Genomic DNA, 25,808 nt, shown 5'->3' on the forward strand with positions numbered 1-25,808 from the left:
AACTAGGGGGATATAAAATGAAAGTACTGTCGTGGAATGGGCCGAAACAAATGGATATAGAAGAAAGACCAGTCCCAATACTAGAACGAGATGAAGTGTTAATTAAAGTAGATGTAGTAGGTATTTGTGGTTCGGAAATAGAAGGATTTTTAGGGCATAATAGTCTCCGAATTCCTCCTTTAGTGATGGGACATGAATTTAGTGGACATGTCGCAGAAGTTGGAGAGGCAGTGACTGGTGTGACGATTGGTTCTAAGGTAGTTGTTAATCCTTTATTAACTTGTGGAAACTGCAAGCAATGTGTTCGGGGAAATGAAACACAATGTGAAAATAGACAGATTATCGGAGTTCATCGTTCTGGAGCTTTTGCAGAATATGTAGCTGTGCCAGCTAGTAGCATTGTAGAAGTGCCGGAAAACTTGGATTCCTATACAGCAGCATTGGCAGAACCATTAGCATGTACATTTAGAGCCGTTAAAAAAGCAATGGCGATGCATTCTATTCCAAATGTTCTTATCTATGGGGCAGGTGCTATTGGATTATTAAGTGCATTTGTTGCAAAGGAATTTGGGGCAAACAAAATTATCATGGCTGACATAAATGACGAAAGGCTTCAAACAGTAAGAGAAGTTGGTATCGAGTATACCTTAAATAATGGTATTGAAAAATTTGAAGCAAAACTGGAAGAGATAGTAGGCTATAAAGGAATTGATGTGGTAATTGATGCTGTTGGATTCCAACCAACTCGTACACAATCCGCTAAGGTCGTTAATCCTGGTGGAGTTATTATGAACGTTGGGCTAGGAATTGATGACACGGTTGTCCCAATTAACCATTACATTCGTAGTGAAATTACAGTAATGGGTTCATTCTGTTACTCCAGGCAAGATTTTCAAGACGCAGTACAGCTACTAATAGAAGGGAAAATTTCACCTGGGGGATGGACAGAAGTAAAAACGTTGGACAAAGGTGAACAGTCGTTCATGGAGCTAATAGAAGGAAAGGTCAAAAAAAGTAAGATCTTTTTAGCATTAGACAAATAGAAATAATTTAGTTAAGGGAGGAAGTAATCATGAGTGTTACAGGATGTAAAATTGTTGATATCCGAGCTTATGTAGTTGGTGGTGGTGGTGCGGACTACCATGATCAGGGGCAAGAACACTGGATAGTTAACCAAATTGCAACGCCTATGAGTATTTATCCGGAATACAAAATGACCCGAACAAGTTTTGGCATTAATGCTCTAAAAACATTAGTAGTGGAAGTAGAGTCTGATAATGGTGAAGTAGGGGTTGGAATCTCCACTGGAGGATATCCTGCAGCCTGGATTGTTATGAATCACTTAGATCGTTTTATAGTTGGTCAACAGGTCGAAGCGGTTGAAAAAATGTGGGACCAAATGTACCGTTCTACCATGTACTATGGCCGTAAAGGTGTCGTGATGAACGCGATTTCTGCTATCGACTTAGCATTATGGGACTTGCTAGGGAAAGTGAGACAAGAACCGGTCTATGCCATGATTGGTGGTAAGGTACGGGATGAAATATCTTGTTATGCGACTGGACCTCGTCCAGATTTAGCGAAAGAGATGGGCTTTATTGGTGGAAAAATGCCTCTAGTATTTGGCCCTGCAGATGGAGAAGAGGGATTACGAAAGAACATCGAACAATTGGCAGCCATGCGTGAAAAAGTAGGAGACGAATTTTGGTTAATGTGGGATTGTTGGATGGCTCTTGATTTACCGTATGCACAAAAACTGATGGAAAAATCAAATGATTTCGGTCTTCGTTGGATTGAAGAATGCTTTAATCCAGATGATTACTGGGCATATCGTGATCTGAAAAAACGTGCACCAAACAGTATGATGGTCACTGGAGGGGAACATGAAGCTACTCGTTATGGCTTCAAAATGTTACTAGAGTTCTCTGATCTAGATATCATTCAACCAGATGTAGGTTGGTGTGGTGGATTAACAGAGTTAATTAAAATTGGTAATCTAGCAGAAAGCTATGGTAAATACGTCATTCCACATGGTAGTGGTGTTTATAGCTATCATTATGTCATTACGAAGACGAACAGCCCATTTGCTGAGTATCTTGTGATGAGTCCAAACGCTGATAAGGTTGTCCCACAATATTACCCATTATTAGAAGGTGAAATCATTCCAGTAAACGGTAAAGTTAAGCTTGATGAACGTCCTGGTTTTGGTGTAACGCTATCAGAGAATGCTGATTTACAACAGATACATAAGAATGCTTAGGGGTTACAGTTAAATAGAAATACCTAGCACTATTAATTTAAAGGGGAAATGTAGTGCTAGGTATTACTTGAAATAGGGGGAGTAAAAACATGGGTGGAGACATGATGTTACTAGTATATCTAGTTGTAGCATTGGTAATTATGTTAGGTTTAGTAGTATTTGTTAAATTAAATGTAGCTATTTCATTAGTTATTGCAAGTTTATTTATGGGGATTGCTTCAGGGCTCGGGCTCTTGGGCACAATTAACGGTATCTCAGATGGTTTCGGGAGTATGATGCGTGACTTAGGTATTCCTATAGGTTTAGGAGTTATATTAGGTAAACTAATTTCGGATTCTGGCGGAGCATACTCAATAGCCCATGCTATTGTAAAAAGAACATCAGAGAAGCTAGCGCTTTATTCTATTGGTCTAGCAGCATTTGTTTTAGCAATTCCAGTATTTTTTGATGTTGCATTTCTTATTTTAGTTCCATTAGCTGTTCAAATTGGAAAGCAGCTTAATAAACCAATTCCATACTCAGTTGGGGCTATTATTATCGGTGCAGCTTTATCTCATACTCTAGTACCACCTACGCCAAATCCATTGGCAGCAGCTAGTATTCTAGATTTTGACCTAGGTCTGATGATTTTAGTAGGGGCAGTCGTTGGTGGAATTGCAACCCTTATTACAACGAAAATCTATTTTTTTATTCTAGATAAAGGGTTTTGGAAGAAGGAAACAGATGAGGATCCAACAATGGAAAATCCTTATGGTAATATGGAAATTCCAGAAAACCCACCTTCTGCATTAGTAGCAATCATTCCTATTATTTTACCTAGTTTAATGATTTTGTTGGGGTCAGTTGGTAGCGTTTTCTATGATGAAAATCCGGAGATTATTACATTCTTAAGTGACCGAATAATCGCATTATTAATTGGTACAATAGCAGCGTATTTTGTTGCAGCTAAAACATTGAATAAGCAACAACGTGATAATACGGCATCGGAAGCTATGCAAGCTACAGGTATTGTATTGTTAATTACTGGTGCTGGTGGTGCCTTTGGTGCCATCATTAGAAGTACAGGGATTGACCAGGCTATTTTGGATATTTTTGCAGGGGATGCACAATCGACCTTAAGTATTATCCTAATTGCCTTTTTCATGGGAGTATTATTCCGTACGATAACTGGTTCTGGAACCGTAGCAGGGATAACTACTATGACAATAATGGCTGGGGTTGTTTCAGGTGTAGACATTCATCCTGTTTGGGTAGCGATGGCATCTCTATCGGGTGGTTTAATGCTAGGACATGTTAATGATAGTGGTTTTTGGATTTCCACAAAAATTGCTGGCTTGTCTGTTAAAGGTGGTATAAAAACCTATACCGTGAGTGAAGCAATTGCTGGGCTTGTTGTATTAGTTATAACAATTATTGGTGCACATATATTCTAATAACATACTTACATATCCCTTGAAGAAGATTACTTTTACAAGTCTCTATCTTCAAGGGTTATCCTTATTTGTATCGATAAATAATCGAAGAAGGTGTACAGAATGAAAGTTTCATTATTCATTACATGTTTATGCGATATCTTTTCGACCAATGTTGGAAAGAATACTGTAGAAATATTGGAACGGGTTGGATGTGAAGTTGATTTTCCAGAAACACAGACTTGCTGCGGTCAACCGGCATTTAATAGTGGATATGTAAAAGAATCCAAGGAAGCAATGAAGCAAATGATGCGTGCCTTCAAGGATTCTGAATACGTTGTTGGTCCTTCTGGTTCATGTGTTGGGATGTTACGGGAGTATCCTGAAGTCTTTAAAGGAGATTTAGAGTGGGAGGAAGAGGCACAATCTCTAGCAGCTAAGTCCTATGAGATTACACAGTTTTTAGTCGATGTTCTTGGTATTACCGAAGTAGGATCTACTTTTAAAGGTCGTGTTACATACCATCCATCCTGTCACATGACTCGTATTTTAGGGGTAAAGGATGCTCCAAGGAAATTACTAGAAAGTATTAAGGGTGTTGAGCTAATTCCACTTCCAGTTAGTGAGGATTGCTGTGGTTTTGGTGGGACGTTCGCTGTGAAAAATGCAGCTATCTCGGAACAAATGGTTTTGGAGAAATCAGAGCATGTTACAGAAACTGGAGCAGATTATTTAATTGGTGGAGATATGGGTTGCTTGTTGAATATAGGTGGTCGAATGGCTAGAGAGGGTAAGAATGTGCAAGTCATGCATATAACGGAAATTTTAAACTATCAGAAATAAATGGAGGGAATCGTATGAATGTAAAAATTGGAACCGCTCCATTTGACCAACGTGTCCATGAAGGAATCCAGAATGACTTTATGCGAAAGGCGGTATCCTCTGCACAAAGTAGGTTCAGAAGCCGTAAGCATCATGTCGCTGAGGAATTGGGTAATTGGGAAGACTGGAGAACATTAGGTGAAGAAATCCGGAAACATACATTAGAAAATTTAGATTACTATCTGCAACGGCTAAGTGAGGAGGTATCAAGACGTGGAGGGCATGTGTTTTTTGCTCAAACTGCTCATGAAGCCAATGAATATATCCAAAAAATAGTAAAAGAGAAAAATGCGAAAAAAATAGTAAAGTCAAAATCTATGGTTACAGAAGAAATTGGTTTAAATCATGTTCTTGCCGAAACTGGCGCAGAAGTCATAGAAACTGATCTCGGTGAATGGATTTTGCAGCTCGATGAAGATCCTCCCTCCCATATTGTCGTGCCAGCACTTCATAAAGATAGAGTACAGATTAAGAAAACGTTTATGAAAAAAGAGGTTATGAAGGAACAGATAATCCTGAAGAGCTAGGGTTATTTGCCCGAGAGCAACTTCGAAAGGACTTTTTATCAGCTGATATCGGAATAACTGGTTGTAATTTTGCTGTGGCAGAATCCGGAGCCATTACACTGGTTACTAATGAAGGAAATGCAAGACTTGTCACTACTTTACCAGATACGCAAATAACAGTAATGGGGATGGAAAGAATTGTACCAACCTGGGAGGAATTAGAAGTAATGGTAAGCTTATTAACTCGCTCTGCGGTCGGGCAAAAGTTAACGAGTTATATTACCTCCTTAACTGGAACGAGATTAGATGGCGAGATAGATGGTCCTGAAGAATTTCATTTGGTGATTCTAGACAATGGGCGATCGAAGATATTGGGGACAGAATTCCAAGCAGCATTACATTGCATTCGCTGTGCCTCTTGTATTAATGTATGCCCTGTTTATCGTCACATCGGTGGTCATGCATATGGGTCAATTTATCCGGGTCCAATTGGAGCGGTATTGACCCCATTACTAGATGGATACGATGATCATAAAGAACTACCATATGCGTCTTCCCTTTGTGGGGCATGTACGGAAGCGTGTCCAGTAAAGATTCCGTTACATGAAATGTTGATTCGACACCGTCAAATCATTGTTGAAGAGAAGAAAAAGTCACCAATTCCGGAAAAGGCAATGATGAAGGGGTATGCGAAGTGGGCATCTAGCCCGGCAGCCTATAAATTGAGCACGAAAATGGCACGACCAGCTTTGAAGTTATGGACAAAGGATGAGAAGATTACAAACGGACCAGGTCTATTAAAAGGGTGGACCGATTCCCGTGATTTTCCTGCTCCAAGTAAACAATCCTTCCGTTCTTGGTATAAAGAAAGGGAGAAGGAGGTTAAAACGAGTGACAATCCTTAATCGAGATAGTTTCTTAGATAATGTAGCAGAAAATTTAGGTCGGCCAAGGCGAGAAGAAATGGTGATTCGGCCTAATTGGAGTGTTCGCCCACAATGGGAAGTCTTACGTGACCTTTCACAGGACGAGTTAGTTGATGTATTGGAGAAGCAATGCCAAGAAATTCATACTACCTTTATACGAACTAATCGAGCAGGACTTGGTAAAGTGCTTCGTGACATTATTGATAGTTATGAAGGGAAAGCTATTGTCACTGCAAATGATAGTCGCAATGAAGAGTATGGCTTGGTAGAGTTGTATGAGAAGTTTGTAACAGAAGGAAAAGAAATACATGTATGGAAGCCAGAGTTAGGGGAGGAAAATCAATTGTTTGCTGAAAGAGCAGATGTTGGGATTACCTTTAGTGATGTTACGCTAGCGGAATCTGGTACCGTTACATTATTTAATCATAAATACAATGGGAGATCTATCAGTTTATTACCAAGAACTTATATCGCTATTATACCTAAAAGTACACTAGTACCGAGGATGACACAAGCTGCTAAGTTAATCCATGATGCAACTGTTGGTGGAAAGGATGTCCCATCATGTATTAGCTTTATCACAGGTCCCTCCAATAGTGCCGATATTGAAATGAACTTAATTGTAGGTGTTCATGGGCCTGTGAAAGTAACCTATATTGTAATCGACTAATCTATTGTTGAAGAAATTAACCTAAGCTATTTTACGCTTAGGTTTTTTTAGTTCTATCAAAGCTTTACAATTCATGTAAACCTATGCCTTTCAATTTCTCATTGATAATGAAAACTTGTTCGTTTATAATTATGGTAATCATCTAAATTATTAGATTATTTAAATAAATAGATGATGTATAAATTTGAGAGGGGATAAAGTTCAATGAGAATGTTAAGAAAATCTGGTGTTATTTTACTGATAGTCATAAGTATTAGTCTACTCTTATCTGGTTGTGGCTCGACAAGCTCAGGGATTGAAGATGGCAAACTAGTGGTTGCGACAGATGCTGCATATGCACCAATGGAATATTTAGATGATGAAGGTAATATTGTCGGACTGGATATTGATATTGTAAAAGCTATCGCGGAGGCTGTAGACATCGAGGTAGAATTCAAAAACTATGGTTGGGAGCCACTGTTCTCAGCAGTGGAAAATGAGGAAGTAGATTTTGCAGTATCCTCTATTACCATTACAGATGAGCGGAAAGAATCATTCGATTTCAGTGAACCATATTTTGTTGCAAATCAGCTTATCCTAGTACCTGCTGATTCTCAAATTGAAACATTTGAAGATCTTAAAGGGAAAAAGGTTGCTGTTCAAATCAATACCACTGGTCACGAAGTCGTGAAAGGGCTACTTGGAAAAACAAGTTCTGACATAGTAGCACCGGAATCTATGCCATTAGCTATAACGGAAATGCTTAATGGTAATGCGGATGCAGCAGTTGGCGACAACACAGTCGTATTAGAATATGTCAAAAACAATCCCAATGTAGAAGTAAAAACAATTGAAGATGATAGTTTTGAAAAAGAAAATTATGGTCTAATGGTGAAAAAAGGGAACGAAGAAGTGGTTGAATTATTAAATGAGGGTATCCAGGAAATAAAAGACAGTGGAAAATTACAGGAGATCATTGATTCGTATTTAAAATAAAGTAGTAAATGATGCAATAATCTTGGGGGTGTTGATGATTGATTTTATAGAGGGCATTCGCTTTGATATGATATGGAGTTATAAGGAATATTTTATCCGAGGACTATGGATTACACTGAGTCTAACTATCATAGGTTATCTTGGTGGGGTCATATTAGGACTTTTCCTCGGAATGGGTAAACTTTCCAAGGTTAAGTGGATTTATTATCCAAGTAAGCTTTATGTAGATTTCTTCCGGGGGACACCTTTATTAGTACAACTTCTCCTTATTCACTTAGCTGTAATACCAACAATATTCGGAAGTTCTTTAGGCCCCTTTACATCAGGTGCAATAGCACTTGTGTTAAACTGTGCTGCATATAATGCAGAAATTATTAGGGCTGGTATACAGTCTATTGAAAAGGGACAAATGGAAGCGGCTCGTTCTCTAGGAATGCCACATAAGGAAGCAATGCGACATATTATTTTACCACAGGCATTTCGTCGAATGATTCCCCCATTAGGGAATGAATGGATTGCCTTGTTAAAGGACTCCTCCCTTGTTACCGTTATTTCAGCAACGGACCTATTATTTGCTGGAAAAGTTGTGGCAGGAGCATACAGCCGTTTTTGGGAGCCATATATTACAATAGCAATACTTTATTTACTCTTAACCTGGGTCTTTACTAGAATAATTGCTTATGTAGAGAAGCGCTATAGTAATAGCTATATTCCTTCACAAAGACGAGGAATATTTTCGCGTCCATCAGTAGGAAGGTGATTATATGATTAAGATACAAGGATTACATAAATCATTTGGTGATTTACAAGTGTTAAAAGGGATAGATTGTGAGATTAAGGAAAAAGAGGTAGTTTGTGTGATAGGTCCTAGTGGCTCAGGTAAGAGTACCTTTTTACGGTGCATTAATTTGTTAGAAGACATTACAGAAGGCTCTGTCTTTATTGACGGTGTGAGAGTTAATGATCCTCATACAGATATTAATGAAATTCGAAAAGAAGTAGGAATGGTATTCCAGCGGTTTAATCTATTCCCACATATGAGTGTGCTAGATAACATCACGATTGCACCGAAGAAGATTCGGAAAATGCATGAGGTGGAAGCAAAGGACCTGGCTTATCAGCTTTTAGAAAAAGTGGGTCTTCGAGACAAAGCGGATGCCTATCCTGAGCAATTGTCAGGAGGACAAATGCAACGGGTCGCTATCGCAAGAGCACTAGCGATGAGACCTAAAATCATGCTTTTTGATGAGCCAACATCTGCCCTCGATCCAGAAATGGTTAAAGAGGTGCTAGATGTGATGAAACAGCTCGCTAAAGAAGGGATGACAATGGTGGTGGTTACACATGAGATGGGCTTTGCTAGAGAAATGGGTGACCGCGTCTTGTTTATGGATGAAGGCATTATTATGGAAGAAGGAACGCCTACAGAAGTATTCGGTCAACCAAAAAATGAGCGAACACAGGACTTTTTGAGTAAGGTATTATAGAAGTATTTGAAGAGCTTTTCATTGTAAAATGTGAGCTCTTTTTTTGATAGACAAAATCCTCCAGCTCTATTGAACTGGAGGGATGCAATACATTATTTTTTCTTTTTTTAGTTAATCGACCAAGCAGGAATGCACCTGCTGCAACACCAATGACTGTATTGGTTTTCTTATTGAAAACTTGTTTTACTGCTAGGTTAATGTTTTGCGGGCGTTCCGCTAAACGGCGCATATAGTAACCATACCAATCATCCCCAAAAGGAACATACGTACAGAAATTATACCCCTCTTTAGCAAGTTCTAACTGAAGATCCTTACGGAAACCATATAACATTTGGAATTCAAACTTGTCCAACGGAATATCGTTTTCTTTTACAAATTCTTTTACATAATTGATAATATGGTGATCATGTGTCGCAATCGACGTGAATTTACCGCTTAGTAAATGATATTCTATTAATTTCAAGAAGTTTTGATCGATATCTTTCTTATCTTGAAATGCAACAGATTCAGGCTCTTTATAAGCACCTTTTACGATACGAAGACGATAGTCTTTATATTTCTCAATATTTTTAACAGATTCATAGAAGTATGCTTGGATTACGGTTCCAATATTATCATATTCAGTTGAAAGCTCATCAATTAATTGGAATGATGGTTTCAAATGACCGTAATCCTCCATATCAAAGTTGATGAAAATATCATATTCTTTCGCCTTGGAAACGATTTCAATTAAGTTCTGTTTACAAAAGTCATAATCAATATCAAGTCCAAGTTGTGTCGGCTTTAACGAAATATGTGCATCAGCTTCATTAGCTTTAATTGCTTCTATAACTTCAAGGATTTGTTCTTTTGCTTTCAGTGCTTCTTCTTTTTCCGTAACAAACTCCCCGAGATTATCGATAGTCGCTGAGATTCCATGACTATTTAGTTCCTTCACACTTTTTATCATTTCTTCGATATTGGTACCAGCAACAACAGTTTGTGCACCTAATTTTAAGCCGTATTTTTTTGCGGCACTATTTAGAAATTGATTTTGTGACATCCCCATGAAGAAATCTTTTAAGACCATTGTTCATACCTCATTTACAGTGTTTTCTTTCTATTATATCGGATGAAAGGGGATTCTGTCACTTGGAATATTGTCGGCAATATATTACTAGCTAGTTGCATGCTGTAAGGATGGTTTTATCCTTGGACGTGTGGCACGATACCATTCTTTACAAAGAAGGATAATTAATACTATATCTACTGCATCCCCTCCGTAATACATAAGCATTCCACCAACCTCTGCTTCAAGTTTTGGGACTCCAATTGGTGGAAATGCATAAATGTATTTTGCAAGAATAGCATGTGCCCCAAGTGCAAAGATTAATACGATTGAACGGTAGAAATGACTAAAGCGTTTCTTAACAGGATCATTATAGAGAAAAGAAGCGGTAAATAAATATCCAGCAACAAAAACATGAATATGTATAATCAAGTATAATAGTTTATTTTCATGCATCAATGAAAACAGATTGGTGGTGTATAGTAGCCAAAGTCCCCCAATATTAAGTAGAGATGTGACAATTGGATGGTGGATGATTTGAAATAGTCTTAACCTCAGTAGATAGGATACCTTTCTAGAAATGTTAGTCGGTAACGAACGTAGTAAGAGACTTATAGGGGATCCTAATACGATGAGTAATGGTGATAGCATTCCTAAAAGTAGATGTACTAGCATATGTGCTGCAAAAGATTCATGAGCAGCATTTGCAAGGGGACCAATGGAAGCAATTGATGCACATAAAATCCCGGATGTAAATAGTAGTGTTCGGCTTATTGGCCATTTGTTAAATCGTCTATTAGCATAGACCACAGCTATATAGTATCCGGTAAGTGCTAATAAAAATGGTACGACTAATACGATTTCTACCTGAATAGTTGTATCATGCATATGCTGATTATTCATCGTGTTTCTTCGCCAACCTTCTGTACTTCATTATAATTGTGAATCCTATTATGATAAGACTTGCTGCTAGAGCATTCCAAATGACATCATAAATGAGCAAATTATCCACGTAGCGTATTTGGTGAATGCGCATTACCTTATGTTGGATGATACCATCGTATAGATTGAATGTACCTGCACCCAATAAGACACTTCCTTGCCATAATGGATACATGAATGCATCTCTCCGTCTTAAATCTGCTACCAAAAATAACGCCCCTACCGTTGCAAACCAACTAAATACATGAAAAATCCCATCAGAAATGAGCCCAACACTAGTGGTTGATTGATCATAAAAATGGTGCCAATGTAATATTTGGTGAAAAATAGCTTCATCTAGAAAAGCAACAAGACCTAAACCGAATAAAAAACCTGAGAATATATTGCGATTTAAGTATGCTACTTGATTTTGATTTATCATGCCATTCGTCCTTTTCTATCTTTGTTATTAACATTATGGACTTAGAAGGGAGAAAATATGACGTCTGATAGATTCCTTTTCTTTATAGACTAAAAAAATCGGCAAGTGACAGTATTGAATGTTGAGTGATATATTGGATAAATAGAATTGTTAACATCTTGACAACTGTCGGTCTATGTTTTTTATCTCTTTCCTAATAGAAGCTGATTGACGTTGTTTTCTTAAAGGAGTAGTAGAGTTGTCTTTAAAAGTAATATTACCTCTCTTAGAGGCTACAGTAATTGCTATGATTGGTGGATATATATTTTACGTGCTGCGTACACCACTCCCTTGGGTGTTAGGTCCTTTAGCAATGGTCATGCTATGGCAGGGTATGACAAAACGGAAAATAGAGGTCCCCAACTACATACGTGATATAGGCTTTATCATACTAGGAATATACTTCGGTTTATATTTTACTAAAGAGACCTTTCAAACCGTACTTCCATATTTAATTCCATATGTACTCGTGACTTGTCTATTAATTGTGGCGTGTATTGTACTAGGATCGGTCGTTACAAGATGGATCAAAGTGGATAAAGTAACGAGTGTATTCTCCTGTATTCCTGGAGGGTTATCGGAAATGGCAATAGCAAGTGAGGGTTTAAACGGAAAATCTTCTTTAGTAGTTATCTTTCAAACCATTCGCTTAGTAACCGTGCTCTTTACAATACCACCTTTTATGGTTTATGTTTTAGGAGGTTTAGACGGGGTAGAATCTGCTCAACTTGTAGGGGAAGTAGCCGCGAGTAACGGTTGGGCATATTTATGGTTTGTTATTCCAATTGTTGCATCTGTTTTTTTACGAAATAAAATTCCTGCTGGTATTATCATAGGAGCGCTTGGCGTTACAGCTGTCTTGAACGTAAGTCCAGTTGAACTAGCTTCTGTTCCTTCTGTTGTGATGAATATGGCTCAAATAGCGGTTGGGGCAAGTCTTGGAAAGAATATTCTATTCCAGGATTTAAAGATAGGTGGAAAATATACGTTTGTTTATTTTGGATTATCGGTTACCATCATTGCAATTTCATTTGGATTGGGTAGTTTACTAGCGATGTTTACGTCATTAGATTATGCAACAGCCTTACTAGGAATAGCACCAGGAGGATTCTTTGAAATGGTTCTAACAGCCTATAATGTTGGTGGTGATCCAGCTATCGTTAGTGCCTTTCAATTAGTGCGCATATTAATCATTGTATTATTTGTTCCTATGACATTAAAATGGTGGTTTAATAGAGATAAAAGGCAAGGCATTACCCGAGAAAGCTAATCCCGGGTAATGCCTCCATTTATAATGCTTTTACTAATCCCCCATCAACAAGAATGGTTTGACCTGTTACATATGTATTAGCTGCAGAGCACAGGAAGACCGCTTGTTTCGCAAATTCTTCTGGTTCACCGTAACGTCCTATGGGGATACTACTTTCACTAGCTGCTTTTACATCTTCATAGGGGATACCGACTTTTTTAGCTTGGATATGGTCTAAATGGCTTAAACGGTCTGTCGCAATTCTACCGGGACCAATTGTATTAATTAGAATATTGTCAGGTGCTAGTTCTTGCGAAAGACTTTTTGCCAAGCCGACAACTCCTGCCCGAAATGTATTCGATAATATTAAATTATCCAATGACTGCTTCATAGAAGAAGATGTGAAGTTTAGGATATGTCCGCGTTTTTGTTTTTGCATATAAGGAAGCACTAGACGGATTGCTCTAACATAGCTTAATAATGTTAGTTCGAATGCGCTTTGCCAACTATCATCTCGAAAGTCTTGGAACCCCCCAGCTGGAGGGCCACCAGCATTATTAATCAGAACATCTACAGTTCCATTTTGCTTTACAGTAAAATTAACGAGTTCCTCCATATCTTCGGCACTTGTTACATCACAAGTCCTAAAGAAAACATTCGGATTACCAGTTTGACTTTGGATATCCGATACAGCATTCTCCAATTCTTCTTCATTTCTACTTGCAATAACAACCCTAGCCCCTTCAGCAGCAAATTCAAGCGCAGTAGCTTTCCCTAAGCCTTTACTAGCAGCTAACACGATAACGGATTTGCCTGTTAAACCCAAGTCCATGTTGATTCCCTCCCTAAATATTGTTGTATTTATTATACACGGAATGTGAATGGAATTATGAATAAATGGCTCGAGATATAGCCTTGTCAAGGGATCGATGAATGGAGGGACAATGTTTTCTGACGTAGGGACGATGTTCAGCCCTCGAGGGCGCATATCCCAATTCAAAAAGAACGGGCTCGACGCTAATCTATTGTGATTAGCGTGGAGCCCATATTAGTAGTTAATCTTTCTTGAATTTACTTCCATTACTTCTAGCGCGAAGTTTTGCCATCAAATCTTGTGTTGTTTCCTTTGCTTCCTTCTCTGTGGAATGGTCGATTTCTGTAATTGTATAGCTTTCTAGCGATTTTTCCATCTTAAATACAGTGTTAATCTTACTTCCTGCAGGGAGTTGTTCTTTTGGAATGATTACTTCTGCCTTTTCTTCCTCAATTAGTACGACGGCTAGATTTCCTTCGAAACGGTCCAATACACCTTTCATAACAGTCCCTCCGTATCATTTAATTTACACATGCAACACCTTCAGCTACAATGTCGTTTATTCTAGCTGGGCCAATTCCTTTGATACGATCAAGCTCCTGAACGGAGCTAAAAGGTCTTAAGTCTATAAGATCCTGTGCTCTTTCTGGACCAATGTGCTTAATCTTTTGTACTTCTGCAATGGTAGCGGTATTGATGTTAACACAGCTTCCACTCGGTGCTGGTTTTTCATTCGTATTAGTTCCAGACCGCGAATTATTCGCTTTAGTAGATGAATTAGAATTAGATGTGGTATTCTTCGGAGTTACGGTGCCATCCTTTTTTGTCTTTACTGTATATTCTTTCCCATTTGTAGAGACAACAATCGTACCATGAACATCCGTACCATATAGTTTGATTCCAGAATTCTTTATTAGTGAGACTATCTCTTGATGCGGATGTCCATAACTATTGTCTGCACCTGCACTATAAATAGCTATTTCTGGACTAACTGCCTTAATGAAAGCAGGGTCACTAGATGTAGTAGAGCCATGATGGCCTAATTGTAAAATATCTGCGTCCACTCCACTCCTGATCATTCGTTTTTCTGCTTCTCTGCCAGCGTCACCAGTGAATAGGAATGTCACTTCCCCATAAGTGAACAATACTGAAATAGATTCTTCGTTAGATGCACCAGTGATAGATTGTGGATAGAGCACCTTTAAGCCCATAGGCCCTATTTCAAATTCTTCCCCAGTTCTTGGTTCATGATAGTTCGCACCACTATCCAGAACAGCCTCTAGCCCACGCTGGAAGGTTTGAGATGTACTAGCATTACCAGAAAGCCAAACTTCTTCTACCTTAAAAGTGTTCATCACATCGGCAAGCTGCCCGATATGGTCGGCGTCTGGATGACTTCCGATAACAAGGTCAAGCTTCGAGATTCCTACTGATTTTAAATAATTGACGACCTCATTCCCACGCCAATCACCAGCATCAAAGAGAATACTATTTTCTCCATATTCCAGCAATGTTGCGTCTGCTTGACCTACATCGATATAATGGACAGTTAATTCTGGAAGATTTCCAGTCGAACTAGAATCTGAATTCTCTTCTTCTGACGGATTTTCTGTTGACTTCTCTGTATTAGAAGTTGTATCGTCAACATTTTCTTCTTCTAGCTCTACTGGCTTTTCTATTTGATTTTCAATACTTTCCTGCTCTAAACCTTGGCCACAAGCTACTAGGAATACAGCCATAAACATGGAAAGCATGAGTTTTCTATACATCAAAATTCCCCCATTAAAATACATAAATAAATACTCATTCATCGTAACAAAGTTAGCTATCTAAATCTAGGTGAAATCAAGTTTTGGCAATTAGTAGGCTTATGAAAAATTAATATAGACCTTTGGAAGCATGATTTTCAGAGATTTGACAAAGTAAAAATACATTTTTATCGATATGAATTTCTTCAAAACTAGTGTCATACTGGAAAATAAAGGAGAGCGATATGAGTAGAATCATCCAATATCTTAAGGCTGTGTTAATTTTATTGTTATTCCAATACTTAGATTCTGAGTCCGCTTTAGTTGTTCCACAGTTGGAAACAAGCAATCCGTCTACGCCAAGTTATGTACATGGAGTTGTTGATCGTATAGAGGACAATGGAAGAGTAGTAATATTAGTAGAGAAACTAAAAAGAGAAATAGTTATTTTGAGGGAAGATTATCAAGATACTGCCTTACTTAAACCCAATACGTGGGTAACAGTGCATTTAGAGGGGGATATGATTACGAAACTGAAGATTGATAAAAGGAGAACACAAAAAGAGAGTGAGCAGGTGAAAGCTATCTTTGAAAGAGTTCGCGAAAGGCTAAATAACAACATTCTTTTGCACTTATACTAATCAGAATTTTTTGTTTAAAGGAGTGTGAATTAAGGTATAATTTAAATTAATGGAGCTAGTAGATGTAATACTTTAGGAATAAGGGGAGAGGATAAAATGGGTTCCGTTCTTAAATTGCCTCTAACAGCCATAGAAAAATCAAAACTTAGACGAGCAAAGGTAAAACTTAGCGAAATACATACATTTAATAATATAGAAATAGCACAATTGCTAGAAGTTCCGGTCGATAAAGCAAAAGTTATAAAAGGGTTAGCAGATTTCCAACAAGTTCCTTCTATTGGGTATCACCTAGCTGAAAAGCTAGTCTATAAATTAGAACTCTATTCATTAACGGATATTAGGGATAAGAATGCGGTAGAATTATTTGATACATTGGAACAAAAACTGGGTGTATGGACTGATAGCTGTGTTGAGGATCAAATCCGATGTGTCATCCATTTTGCGAACAATCCTGGGAGTGATAAACATTGGTATGATTTTACATCAGAGAGGAAAAATTATCGAAAGAGTCATGGCTTTCCAAGGAACAGGCCGACGATAGCGTGGTATGATAGCTTGAAATGATGTTAACGCTTTAAGGAGTGAAGAAATGAGTAATATAATCATAACTCATCTTTGGTTCAACAATCAGGCAGAAGAAGCTGCTAGATTTTATATTTCTGTTTTTCCGAATTCAAAGATTAACAGAATTACTCGATACGGAAACAAGATGGTTGGGAATTTGGAAGGTGAGGTGATGACCGTTGAATTTGAACTGGATGGTCGAAAATTTGTAGCCTTTAATGGGGGACCGAAGTACAAATTTACAGAAGCGATATCATTAATCGTAAATTGTGAGACCCAAGAAGAAATAGATTATTACTGGGAAAAGCTTTCAGAAGGTGGGGATGAAAGTGCCCAGGCCATTGGGTGGTTAAAGGATAAGTTTGGTGTTTCATGGCAAGTTATTCCTACAACATTAACTGATATGATGAGTGACAAAGATTCTAGCAAAGTAGAAAGGGTCCTGAAAGAATTGCGCCTAATGAAGACTAAATTGGATTTGAATAAGTTACAAAAAGCTTATGATGGGTAACCCGAGCCCACAATATAGTAATAACGGATGAATTGGCAAGATACCAAATCATCCGTTATTATGTATGGAAGAATTAGCTCCCACTATTTATTCCTTGTTAAACCAAAGTGGATCATTGTCATCAACATCACCATTATAATTAATTAAGATTTCATCGCCAGCTTTTATATCTTTATAAGCATAGAAGTCAAACGTGTGGTTATCAAAATTAATCTCATACGTCGCATTAGGCTCATATGAATGATTGAACAACATTCCATAGCCTAGCAAAATAGCAGTATGATTTATACCATACTCAAATGCATAATCAGCAAGTAAGGTTTTTTCAATGTGTTCATGTTGGTCATTGGGATAAGCTATAACAGGTGCTTCATGTAGTAGCTCACCTTTTTTGATATCGCGTGTCGCAAATACTCCTCTATTAAATTCTCCATCACTGATAGAAGAAGTTTTTACCTCGATCATGTTTTCACCTACTTACTTAGTTTAGAAATTCTTACTAACTATAACATTAATTTCTGATGGGCTCATATTATTATGTATTTTAAGTAATAAATTGTGATCTTAGTCTTAATTTTAATCTTATATTTATCAGAATATTAATTCAACTATTGATGGTATTCTGTTAAAGTGTGAAATAGAACTTTATAGGGGGATAGGAAATGATAAGGAAATTATTTGTTTTATTATTATTATTATTCATATATATACTCCCTTTGCTAAATCCCAATCACGTACAAGCATGTGATTGTGCAGTCCCAGAAACTGCCAACGAAGCTTTAGAAAAAGCATCAGCTGTCTTCATGGGCGAAGTAATGAGAATTCGTGAAGAAAAGATAATCGGAGAACCCCATGATGTCGCATTAATTTCTGTATCAGAAATTTGGAAAGGACTTGAGAATTCCCAAGTTGAAGTTTATACAGATTGGTCTAGTTGTCAGTTTTCTTTTGAAGTCGGAAGGGAATATCTACTCTATCCATACGAAAACAATGGTAGGCTACATGTAATCGATTGTGGAAGAAGTGCAAAAGTAAATGAGGCCCAAGATGACTTATTAGAACTGGGACAAGGAGAAGAGCCTAGGATTATTGTCCACTTAGAAAAGGAGCTAGAGGATAATCAAGTTTATCTTATGATGATATTGGTTGTGTTAATCTTCGCTATTCTTGTGATAATAATAAGTATTTTGAGATATAACAGAAAGAGAAATTAGAGGCTGGAAATAACGAAATTGATTATCGTTAGCATCGAACAATAGACTATTTCCGGAGCGGGTCTTTGCACTAGCCTTCGTATTGTTCGATTTTTACTGTGGTCAAGATACTTTTGTTCCAGCCTCTTTATCAATCTACCAAGCCCATCCGAAAAGCCATCGAAACGATTTGTGTCCGGTTTTTTGCTCGAAGCTTTATCATTAGCTTCTGGATGTAATCCCTTATCGTGAATTCGCTCAAAAATAAAAGCTCTGCCATTTCTTTGTTGCTACTCCCCTCCGTTAGAAGGTGAAGAATCGCTAATTCTTTATCGCTAAGCTCCAAAGAATATCGATATGCTTTCCCCATTTGTCTACGTGACAAGTACATCCCCAGTCGGTTACCTACCTTTTCTAACAAATCAAGTTGGAGCTTCGTACAATCAAACGCTTCCCCTCGTTGATCGAATGTGAGCCAGCCATATAACTGATGGTCATGAACAATCGGTATAAATATGATGGAGGAGAGCTCGAACATTTCAATCGCTACTTGCTGCACATAGGGCTCAGGTTTTTTCAGGAATAATGGCCTTTTTAAAGCAAAAACCGGTTCTGATTCAATCTTCCCCCTTAGTAGCTGTACCTTTGATAACTCTTCGCCAATAACACCAGAAAATTCCTTTAACCATGGGTTATAGCTTACAAATACACATCGTTTAAATTCAAATATTTCTTCCACCCGTGCCAATATATATGGCAGATCTTCTGTTCCATTATTTTCAATAAGAATTTTACTGAAGTCATCCAATTGTTGCATATACTTTTGCTTGATTTCTAATATTTCTGGTGGATGCTCCATCCATTTTAAGTAGTAGGAAATGACTCTATGTAAGACATTCTTATGAAGCACTAATATATCTTCTTGATATGGTTGGTTTTCTCGATTTAAAACATTCATAAACGATTCATTCATTACTTCTATAAAAATATGAGACTTTGAAAATGGCATATCATTACTATGCATTTGTACCCAATGATTTAGAGATTGTTCTTCTATCTCCTTACGTGTAACCTGTTTAGCAACAAAATTTACGAAAGCTACTACAAGTTGACGTAGATCCTGTTTATGAGATAAGTCGACATCCTCAATGTTTTCTAGTAGAATCATAGATTCATTTAGGATGTTATCACGGTGAATTTTATAAAGTAATACATATTGAAATTCTATCTTCTTCATTTTGCACCTACATTTATATGGTGATAAATTAAATTAAATACCTATAATTATATGTTTATTATGGCATAAAAGTCCTATAAAATGAAATAGTAAGATAGTATCAGTAGATAATAATCAAAGGGGATAGATAACATGGACTTCAAAAAAGTTATGGTAGCTGGTAGCGGTGTTTTAGGTAGTCAAATCGCATTCCAAACAGCATTTTTTGGATATGATGTAAATGTATATGATATTAATAATGATGCAATAAATGCAGCAAAAGAACGCTTTGCAAAGTTAAAAGAGGTTTATGCGGAATACTTTAACGATGCTGATAAGGCTAAAGCAGCATATGGTCGTTTATCTTTTAGCACTGATATAGCGGAAGCAGTAGCAGACGCAGATCTTATGATTGAAGCTGTTCCTGAAGTAGTAAACATCAAGCAAGATTTTTATCAAAAACTTGCACCTGTTGCACCAGATAAAACAATTTTCGCGTCTAACTCTTCCACTATGTTACCTAGTCAATTTGCAGAGTTTACTGGTCGTCCAGAAAAGTTCTTAGCACTTCACTTTGCTAACTCAATCTGGAAGAACAATACTGCCGAAGTTATGGGGCATGCAGGTACAGATGCTCAATATACAGAACAAGTTATTGAATTTGCGCGTTCAATCGGAATGATTCCATTCCTAGTGAAAAAAGAGCAACCAGGTTACATCCTTAACTCTTTACTAGTGCCATTCTTAAATGCAGGTTTGTCTTTATGGGCAAAAGATATCGCAGACCCACATACAATCGATAAAAACTGGATGATTTCAACTGGAGCTCCACATGGTCCATTCGCTATTCTAGATATCGTTGGTATGGAAACTCCGTACAACCTAAACGTAGCTAAATCTGATTTAGATCCAACTTACAAAGCAATTGCAGAAAAATTGAAAACAGAAATGATTGACCAAGGTAAAATGGGACAATCTACTGGTGAAGGATTCTACAAATATCCAAACCCAGCGTTCTTAGAACCAGATTTCTTAAAACAAAACTAATTTTATGATCATTCTTAATGTGCGAGAACAAACTTCAGTTTGTCCTCGCACTTTTTTTATATCCATATATATACTAAATGCTATTGGATGCAAGTAAATCTTTTCTTTCAAAGTGATCCAATACTTATGGAGTATGATCTGCCTAATTTAATTCTAATTCTTGACAACACTCACTATTTTGTAATACTATATACCTGTAATAAGTAATACCGAGTACTGGTGGCACAAAATAGTGTAATACCAAGTAAAGAGATATAATACATTGAATAAAAGGAGGATAAAATTGGAAAACATCACAGAAATGCTGAAAGGTGTACTCGAGGGGTGTGTGCTTGAAATCATTAGTCGTGGCGAAACTTATGGATATGAAATCACACAACAACTGCGAGAACTTGGCTTCACTGATGTGGTTGAAGGCACAGTATATACCATTACGATGCGCCTTGAGAAAAACAATCTTGTAAACGTTGAGAAAAAGCGTTCCAATATGGGACCACCAAGAAAATTCTACACACTTAACGCAGCAGGTCAAGATTACCTTCAAAAATTTTGGATAAAATGGGAATTTGTCTCAGGGAAAATTAACGAACTAAAACGAAATTAAAGTGAAAAGGAGAAATGAAATGAGTATCTTTGAAAAAATCATTGGAAATCTAAATGACAAGAGAGAATGGAAGGCGTTAGAGGCGCGAGCGAAGTTACTTCCTAGTGAGTATCTTAACGCTTATAACGCAATCAAAAAATATTTGTGGACGTCTGGTGATCTATCTGAATGGGAAGACATCCACCGTGTATTCTCTGGTCTTCTTGACTTATTCGAGGAAGGAGCAGCTGAAGGTAAGGGAGTTATGGATCTCACAGGAGAGGATGTGGCAGATTTCTGCGATGAACTAGTGAAGGATGCAAAAAACTGGAAGGATAAATATCGCAAGAAACTGAACGACTCGATTGATCGTGGCTAAGGCAAAATGATAAGGGGCATTGCTTCTCACCGAAAAAATGACGTAGACCCTTATTTGAATCCAGTCTCATGAAAGAACGCGAAACAGATAATCCAATAGTTAAAACCGACTGAATAGCTGGTTACAGAAAATTAAAATGCTTCCTTCACTATTCAGTTTTATTTTTAATCTGGTACTAAGTGATACAGATTATCAGTCTTACTAAGTAGGGGGTTAATTTATCTTCGCATTAAGTTCGAACAATTGATTGCTTTGCTTTGTCAGTTTGGTAGCAATAGCTTCTATATCTGACAAAGCTACCTAATTATTGGATATCACAAGTAGTATTGCACTGTTAAAAAAGGAGGAAAAAAGTATGAGTAATGCAGTGATTTCAGTAAAAGGATTAAAGAAATCGTTTAAAGACAAGGAAGTCTTAAAGGGGGTAGATTTTGAAGTGCAGCGTGGTGAAGTTTTCGCGCTGCTGGGCTCAAATGGAGCAGGCAAGACAACGACGGTAAACATCCTTTCGACACTGATAAAGCTCGATGATGGTGAAGTTGGTATTTGTGGCTATGACGTTAAGCAAAATCCGCAACGTGTACGTCAGAGCATCAGCTTAACAGGACAGTTTGCGGCTCTTGACGGCATGCATACAGGTCGGGAAAACCTAATCCTGATTGCCAAATTGAGGGGAGTTTCCAATCCCACTCAAGTCGCCGACAATCTGCTTGCAAAGTTCAGCTTGACCGAGGTAGCTAACCGCAGAGCCGACCAGTATTCCGGCGGGATGAAGCGTCGGCTCGACATTGCTATGAGTCTAATCGGGATGCCAGAGGTTATCTTTCTTGACGAACCAACTACTGGGCTTGACCCCGAAGCGAGGATTGAGGTCTGGAATACCATCAAGGAGCTTGCCAGTGGAGGCACGACCATATTGCTGACAACCCAATACCTTGAGGAAGCCGAACAATTGGCGGACCGAATCGCTATTCTGCATGGCGGAAAAATCATTACGACCGGTACTCTTTCCGAACTCAAAAAGATGTTCCCGCCGGCAAAAGTGGAGTACGTCGAGAAGCAACCGACATTAGAGGAAATTTTCCTTGCAATCATTGATAAAAAGGAGGAAGTGTATCATGAGGAATAATACAGGTGTATTACTAGGGAGGTTAATGCGCAACATCATGCGCAGCCCGGATACTATTATCACGGTGGCAATTATGCCGATTCTAATGATGCTTTTATTTGTCTATGTATTTGGGGGTGCCATGGAAACCGGTACGGACAATTATGTGAATTATTTATTACCCGGGATCTTGCTGATGGCTATTGCATCCGGCATCGGTTACACTTCTTTCCGGTTATTTGGGGATGTACAGAGTGGAGTGATGGCACGTCTTGTTACCATGCCCATTAAGCGGTCTTCACTATTGTGGTCTCATGTGTTGACTTCACTTGTTTCCAATGCGCTTACTGTAATAATCGTTATCCTTGTCGCGCTCATGATAGGGTTCCGTACCAGTGCTAATATCCTAGAATGGCTCGCTGTAGCCGGGATCCTCGCAATGTTTACAATGGCACTGACATGGCTGGCGGTCATCCCAGGATTGGTGGCAAAGTCTATGGAAGGGGCAACAGCCTTCTCATACCCGTTAATTTTCCTGCCCTTTATCAGTTCGGCCTTTGTCCCTACTGAAACCATGCCTACCATTTTGCGAGTGTTTGCAGAGAACCAGCCGGTGTCTTCGATAGTGAATGCGATTCGTGCTCTCTGGTATGAAGGGTCTATTGGCAACGATATCTGGACAGCGCTTGCCTGGTGCGTTGGGATTATGGTCATCGCTTACTTCTTTGCTAGTAAACAATTTAAACGTCAATTAGGATAAGAATATTATGATGATTTATCTAGTTAGTTGCTGGTTTGAAAGTTAATAGTATAAAAAGTCTTTTTAAGAACGCTCTGAGTTGAAGAATATTTTCGAACTCGAGCGTTTTTAACAATTTTTTAGGGCTTAGTGTTAGTAGTATTAATAAAAGTATTCTTGACTATTTTCAGTTTGTTACCAGGAAAAACATATAGGTTAAACAATAATGTTTTTATAATATACAATATTTATTTATTGTAAAACGATAAAAAATATGATAAAGTCATTATTGAAAATTAATAAGTGAGGTGCTTTTTTATGAAGCGAGGTTCAACACTCTTTTTAAAAACTACCGTTATTCTTATGGGGCTCCCAGTTCTTGCAATTTGTATATATGGCATAGTCTATTTAGCGAATAATCCAGCAAATCCAGATTATGCTCATATTCTTTATCCGATTATTGCAGGTGTTTATGTATCTGTAATACCTTTTTCGTCGCATTATATCAATCATTTAAGTTATTAAGTTATATTGATCGGAATCAAGCATTTTCAATGTTGTCTGTAAAAGCGTTAAAGAACATCAAAATATGTGCCTTAATCATTACTGGCTTGTATGTGGTGATATTGCCATTTGTTTATTTTGTAGCGGAGTTAGATGACGCGCCAGGGCTGATTATCATAGGAATGATTCCTGCATTTGCTTCAATAGTTATTGCAGTATTTGCTGCAGTTCTTCAAAGGCTTCTCCAAGAAGCAATTTTGATAAAATCTGAAAATGATTTAACGGTCTGAGGTGATAACATGGCAATTATTATAAATATCGATGTAATGTTAGCAAAACGGAAAATGAGTGTTACTGAACTCTCAGAAAAAGTCGGCATTACGATGGCAAATCTGTCTATATTAAAAAATGGAAAAGCAAAAGCGATTCGTTTATCAACTTTGGAAGCGATCTGTAAGGCTTTAGATTGTCAACCAGGTGACATTTTAGAATATCGACGTGATGAAGATGATTCCTGAGGCTAAAAGTGGTCTGTTGACTATTGGGAGGAAAAATGTTGTAAGACCATTTAGACAGCTCGTCATTTTTGGTTGGGAGCAAGCCTTATCATGCCTGTTCCCGGTAGTTATATTTGCTTCACTGGCTCTGACACAAATTATTCCCCTACCTTTCTTGGCACGGTATGATTGGCTTCTAATAATTTGCTTACTTATGCAGGTTTGGATGGTGCGATCTGGTTTGGAAACAAGGGATGGACTGAAGGTTATTACCTTGTTCCATATTATTGGACTTGCACTTGAGATCTTTAAGGTGAATATGGGTTCTTGGTCTTATCCGGAAGAAGGTTATTTCAAAGTTTTTGGCGTTCCATTATATAGTGGATTCATGTATGCCAGTGTGGCAAGTTATTTATGCCAAGCATGGAGACGATTAAATGTTGAATTAATTAGGTGGCCATCTCTCTGGCTCGTTGTTCCACTGGCAGCAGCAATCTATTTGAATTTCTTTACTCACCATTATTGGTTGGATATACGTTGGTGGTTAAGCGGTCTTGTGGTTATTGTTTTCTGGCGTGCATGGGTTCATTTTGAAGTGAACGGAACAAGTTATCGAATGCCAATTGTATTTTCATTCGTTCTGATTGGATTCTTTATATGGATTGCAGAAAATATCGCTACGTTCTTTGGAGCGTGGGAATATCCAAACCAAACGAATGCTTGGAGCCTTGTTCATATAGGAAAGCTTAGTTCATGGCTATTACTTGTCATTGTTAGCTTTCTCATTGTCGCATCATTGAAACAGGCGAAGGGGAGAATTTCAAGAGGTTGATTTGAAATAAGCACAAAAAAGTGAAGCAGCTATACTGTTGCTTTACTTTTCGTTTTTTTGGAAAGGGTATAAATTACCTCGTGGCAGAATAATAATCCTTCTATCAAGGACATACATTCCTATTAGATAGGGAGGATTTTCATGAAGATGGTAACCATAGATGTAAAACGTATTGCAGTTGTATTCTTTATGTTCTATATTTTTACTGTTTTAGTCGTGAGTTTAATATTTGAAATCAAAATATTCTTTCCTGACGGATGGATACTCCTTCAAAAGGAACCTTTAATGGATGTGCATCACAATATAATCCCTTTGATTCTATCCAAACATATATATCAAATTTTCATAGCTATAATCTAGATGTTTGGCTGAAGAATACAATAGGCAATATACTATTATTTATTCCATTTGGAGTGATGTATCCCATTATCACATTCAAATTTAGAAAGTTGATTCCAACCCTGACTTTAATGATGATATTTAGTTTTAAAATTGAAGTACTTCAATACATGACTCGATTAGGCGTGTTCGATATTGATGATGTGATATTACAGACTTTTGGTGGTTTACTGGGGTTTGGTTTATTTAGATTGTTACCTAAAACTAATTAAAAAA

The 25,808-nt window shown here is 37.7% G+C and carries 29 protein-coding genes and 3 pseudogenes; 24 read left to right on the plus strand and 8 right to left on the minus strand.

The window, feature by feature from the left end:
* Nucleotides 1-17: 17 nt before the first annotated feature.
* The 9 genes and pseudogenes from G5W_RS0107040 to G5W_RS0107080 all read left to right on the plus strand — a co-directional run bounded on the left by G5W_RS0107040 (nucleotide 18) and on the right by G5W_RS0107080 (nucleotide 9,118).
* Nucleotides 18-1,043 carry an alcohol dehydrogenase catalytic domain-containing protein gene (locus G5W_RS0107040; protein ID WP_010095362.1) on the plus strand — a complete coding sequence of 342 codons (1,026 nt, stop codon included), beginning with the start codon at nucleotides 18-20 and terminating at the stop codon, nucleotides 1,041-1,043.
* Nucleotides 1,044-1,072: 29 nt separating this feature from the next.
* A complete protein-coding gene (gene rhmD / locus G5W_RS0107045; protein ID WP_010095363.1) occupies nucleotides 1,073-2,260 on the plus strand; it encodes an L-rhamnonate dehydratase in 1,188 nt (395 codons plus the stop codon).
* A gap of 89 nt (nucleotides 2,261-2,349) precedes the next feature.
* The gene (locus G5W_RS0107050; RefSeq protein ID WP_010095364.1) at nucleotides 2,350-3,693 is read left to right on the plus strand and encodes a GntP family permease; all 1,344 of its coding nucleotides are present in this window, start codon (nucleotides 2,350-2,352) and stop codon (nucleotides 3,691-3,693) included.
* Nucleotides 3,694-3,795: 102 nt separating this feature from the next.
* Complete coding sequence (locus G5W_RS0107055) at nucleotides 3,796-4,515, plus strand: (Fe-S)-binding protein (RefSeq protein WP_010095365.1); 720 nt, start codon at nucleotides 3,796-3,798, stop codon at nucleotides 4,513-4,515.
* A 14-nt stretch (nucleotides 4,516-4,529) separates the two neighbouring features.
* A pseudogene (locus tag G5W_RS22055) lies at nucleotides 4,530-5,965 on the plus strand (LutB/LldF family L-lactate oxidation iron-sulfur protein).
* The gene (locus G5W_RS0107065) at nucleotides 5,952-6,656 is read left to right on the plus strand and encodes a LutC/YkgG family protein (protein ID WP_010095369.1); all 705 of its coding nucleotides are present in this window, start codon (nucleotides 5,952-5,954) and stop codon (nucleotides 6,654-6,656) included. Before G5W_RS22055 ends, G5W_RS0107065 begins: the two are co-directional and overlap by 14 nt.
* Before the next feature lie 204 nt (nucleotides 6,657-6,860).
* Complete coding sequence (locus G5W_RS0107070) at nucleotides 6,861-7,631, plus strand: basic amino acid ABC transporter substrate-binding protein (RefSeq protein WP_010095371.1); 771 nt, start codon at nucleotides 6,861-6,863, stop codon at nucleotides 7,629-7,631.
* 34 nt (nucleotides 7,632-7,665) lie between these two features.
* On the plus strand, nucleotides 7,666-8,391 hold the full coding sequence (locus tag G5W_RS0107075) for an amino acid ABC transporter permease (protein ID WP_010095373.1): 726 nt from the start codon (nucleotides 7,666-7,668) through the stop codon (nucleotides 8,389-8,391).
* 4 nt (nucleotides 8,392-8,395) lie between these two features.
* Nucleotides 8,396-9,118, plus strand: coding sequence for an amino acid ABC transporter ATP-binding protein (locus tag G5W_RS0107080; RefSeq protein WP_010095376.1), 723 nt, complete (start codon nucleotides 8,396-8,398; stop codon nucleotides 9,116-9,118).
* A gap of 97 nt (nucleotides 9,119-9,215) precedes the next feature.
* On the opposite strand, the pseudogene G5W_RS0107085 reads toward G5W_RS0107080, so the two are convergent.
* The 3 genes and pseudogenes from G5W_RS0107085 to G5W_RS0107095 form a co-directional block, all read right to left on the minus strand.
* Nucleotides 9,216-10,187 (minus strand): annotated as a pseudogene (locus tag G5W_RS0107085) (proline dehydrogenase family protein); the annotation flags it as partial.
* A gap of 87 nt (nucleotides 10,188-10,274) precedes the next feature.
* Nucleotides 10,275-11,069 carry a cytochrome c oxidase assembly protein gene (locus G5W_RS0107090; RefSeq protein ID WP_010095380.1) on the minus strand — a complete coding sequence of 265 codons (795 nt, stop codon included), beginning with the start codon at nucleotides 11,067-11,069 and terminating at the stop codon, nucleotides 10,275-10,277.
* Nucleotides 11,062-11,529, minus strand: coding sequence for a DUF2243 domain-containing protein (locus G5W_RS0107095; protein WP_010095385.1), 468 nt, complete (start codon nucleotides 11,527-11,529; stop codon nucleotides 11,062-11,064). Before G5W_RS0107095 ends, G5W_RS0107090 begins: the two co-directional genes overlap by 8 nt.
* Nucleotides 11,530-11,767: 238 nt before the next feature.
* On the opposite strand from G5W_RS0107095, the gene G5W_RS0107100 reads away from it, so the two are divergent.
* The gene (locus G5W_RS0107100; RefSeq protein ID WP_010095387.1) at nucleotides 11,768-12,838 is read left to right on the plus strand and encodes an AbrB family transcriptional regulator; all 1,071 of its coding nucleotides are present in this window, start codon (nucleotides 11,768-11,770) and stop codon (nucleotides 12,836-12,838) included.
* Between the two features lie 19 nt (nucleotides 12,839-12,857).
* Here the strand turns inward: G5W_RS0107100 and G5W_RS0107105 are convergent, their stop codons facing one another.
* From G5W_RS0107105 to G5W_RS0107115, 3 genes are all read right to left on the minus strand, one after another.
* On the minus strand, nucleotides 12,858-13,649 hold the full coding sequence (locus G5W_RS0107105; RefSeq protein ID WP_010095389.1) for an SDR family oxidoreductase: 792 nt from the start codon (nucleotides 13,647-13,649) through the stop codon (nucleotides 12,858-12,860).
* Nucleotides 13,650-13,872: 223 nt separating this feature from the next.
* Complete coding sequence (locus G5W_RS20640; protein ID WP_010095391.1) at nucleotides 13,873-14,133, minus strand: DUF3006 domain-containing protein; 261 nt, start codon at nucleotides 14,131-14,133, stop codon at nucleotides 13,873-13,875.
* 19 nt (nucleotides 14,134-14,152) lie between these two features.
* Nucleotides 14,153-15,400, minus strand: a complete 1,248-nt coding sequence (locus tag G5W_RS0107115; protein ID WP_010095393.1) for an MBL fold metallo-hydrolase — start codon at nucleotides 15,398-15,400, stop codon at nucleotides 14,153-14,155.
* A gap of 224 nt (nucleotides 15,401-15,624) precedes the next feature.
* Here G5W_RS0107115 and G5W_RS0107120 point away from each other — a divergent pair, with 224 nt between their 5' ends.
* The 3 genes from G5W_RS0107120 (at nucleotide 15,625) to G5W_RS0107130 (ending at nucleotide 17,095) form a co-directional block, all read left to right on the plus strand.
* Nucleotides 15,625-16,020: a DUF3006 family protein gene (locus tag G5W_RS0107120; protein WP_010095395.1), complete on the plus strand. Its 396-nt coding sequence runs from the start codon at nucleotides 15,625-15,627 to the stop codon at nucleotides 16,018-16,020.
* 96 nt (nucleotides 16,021-16,116) lie between these two features.
* Nucleotides 16,117-16,584, plus strand: coding sequence for a helix-hairpin-helix domain-containing protein (locus tag G5W_RS0107125; protein ID WP_010095396.1), 468 nt, complete (start codon nucleotides 16,117-16,119; stop codon nucleotides 16,582-16,584).
* A gap of 25 nt (nucleotides 16,585-16,609) precedes the next feature.
* Complete coding sequence (locus tag G5W_RS0107130; RefSeq protein WP_010095398.1) at nucleotides 16,610-17,095, plus strand: VOC family protein; 486 nt, start codon at nucleotides 16,610-16,612, stop codon at nucleotides 17,093-17,095.
* Between the two features lie 87 nt (nucleotides 17,096-17,182).
* Here G5W_RS0107130 and G5W_RS0107135 read toward each other — a convergent pair whose 3' ends face one another.
* Nucleotides 17,183-17,560, minus strand: a complete 378-nt coding sequence (locus G5W_RS0107135) for an SET domain-containing protein (RefSeq protein WP_010095400.1) — start codon at nucleotides 17,558-17,560, stop codon at nucleotides 17,183-17,185.
* Nucleotides 17,561-17,757: 197 nt separating this feature from the next.
* Between G5W_RS0107135 and G5W_RS0107140 the strand changes: the two genes are divergently transcribed.
* On the plus strand, nucleotides 17,758-18,309 hold the full coding sequence (locus G5W_RS0107140) for a hypothetical protein (RefSeq protein WP_010095402.1): 552 nt from the start codon (nucleotides 17,758-17,760) through the stop codon (nucleotides 18,307-18,309).
* Nucleotides 18,310-18,439: 130 nt separating this feature from the next.
* Here the strand turns inward: G5W_RS0107140 and G5W_RS22730 are convergent, their stop codons facing one another.
* Nucleotides 18,440-19,525 carry a LuxR C-terminal-related transcriptional regulator gene (locus G5W_RS22730; RefSeq protein WP_010095406.1) on the minus strand — a complete coding sequence of 362 codons (1,086 nt, stop codon included), beginning with the start codon at nucleotides 19,523-19,525 and terminating at the stop codon, nucleotides 18,440-18,442.
* Between the two features lie 132 nt (nucleotides 19,526-19,657).
* Between G5W_RS22730 and G5W_RS0107150 the strand changes: the two genes are divergently transcribed.
* The 10 genes and pseudogenes from G5W_RS0107150 (at nucleotide 19,658) to G5W_RS24830 (ending at nucleotide 25,804) form a co-directional block, all read left to right on the plus strand.
* Entirely contained in the window at nucleotides 19,658-20,551 is an 894-nt protein-coding gene (locus G5W_RS0107150; protein WP_010095408.1) for a 3-hydroxyacyl-CoA dehydrogenase, read from the plus strand.
* Nucleotides 20,552-20,834: 283 nt separating this feature from the next.
* The gene (locus tag G5W_RS0107155; RefSeq protein ID WP_010095410.1) at nucleotides 20,835-21,155 is read left to right on the plus strand and encodes a PadR family transcriptional regulator; all 321 of its coding nucleotides are present in this window, start codon (nucleotides 20,835-20,837) and stop codon (nucleotides 21,153-21,155) included.
* A gap of 19 nt (nucleotides 21,156-21,174) precedes the next feature.
* Entirely contained in the window at nucleotides 21,175-21,513 is a 339-nt protein-coding gene (locus G5W_RS0107160; protein ID WP_010095411.1) for a DUF1048 domain-containing protein, read from the plus strand.
* A 355-nt stretch (nucleotides 21,514-21,868) separates the two neighbouring features.
* Nucleotides 21,869-22,642 (plus strand): ABC transporter ATP-binding protein, encoded by a 774-nt coding sequence (locus G5W_RS0107165; RefSeq protein ID WP_010095412.1) that lies wholly within the window; start codon nucleotides 21,869-21,871, stop codon nucleotides 22,640-22,642.
* A complete protein-coding gene (locus G5W_RS0107170; protein WP_010095413.1) occupies nucleotides 22,632-23,381 on the plus strand; it encodes an ABC transporter permease in 750 nt (249 codons plus the stop codon). The genes G5W_RS0107165 and G5W_RS0107170 overlap by 11 nt, the downstream gene beginning before the upstream one ends.
* A 297-nt stretch (nucleotides 23,382-23,678) precedes the next feature.
* A pseudogene (locus G5W_RS22060) lies at nucleotides 23,679-24,154 on the plus strand (DUF2975 domain-containing protein).
* Between the two features lie 9 nt (nucleotides 24,155-24,163).
* The gene (locus G5W_RS0107180; RefSeq protein WP_010095415.1) at nucleotides 24,164-24,382 is read left to right on the plus strand and encodes a helix-turn-helix domain-containing protein; all 219 of its coding nucleotides are present in this window, start codon (nucleotides 24,164-24,166) and stop codon (nucleotides 24,380-24,382) included.
* The gene (locus tag G5W_RS0107185) at nucleotides 24,366-25,193 is read left to right on the plus strand and encodes a DUF817 domain-containing protein (protein WP_010095416.1); all 828 of its coding nucleotides are present in this window, start codon (nucleotides 24,366-24,368) and stop codon (nucleotides 25,191-25,193) included. Before G5W_RS0107180 ends, G5W_RS0107185 begins: the two co-directional genes overlap by 17 nt.
* Before the next feature lie 141 nt (nucleotides 25,194-25,334).
* Complete coding sequence (locus G5W_RS23890; RefSeq protein WP_010095417.1) at nucleotides 25,335-25,553, plus strand: hypothetical protein; 219 nt, start codon at nucleotides 25,335-25,337, stop codon at nucleotides 25,551-25,553.
* Nucleotides 25,451-25,804: a VanZ family protein gene (locus G5W_RS24830; protein WP_081472439.1), complete on the plus strand. Its 354-nt coding sequence runs from the start codon at nucleotides 25,451-25,453 to the stop codon at nucleotides 25,802-25,804. Before G5W_RS23890 ends, G5W_RS24830 begins: the two co-directional genes overlap by 103 nt.
* Nucleotides 25,805-25,808: the final 4 nt, after the last annotated feature.

The sequence above is a fragment of the Ornithinibacillus scapharcae TW25 genome, from assembly GCF_000190475.1.
In the GTDB taxonomy this organism is placed as follows: domain Bacteria; phylum Bacillota; class Bacilli; order Bacillales; family Amphibacillaceae; genus Ornithinibacillus; species Ornithinibacillus scapharcae.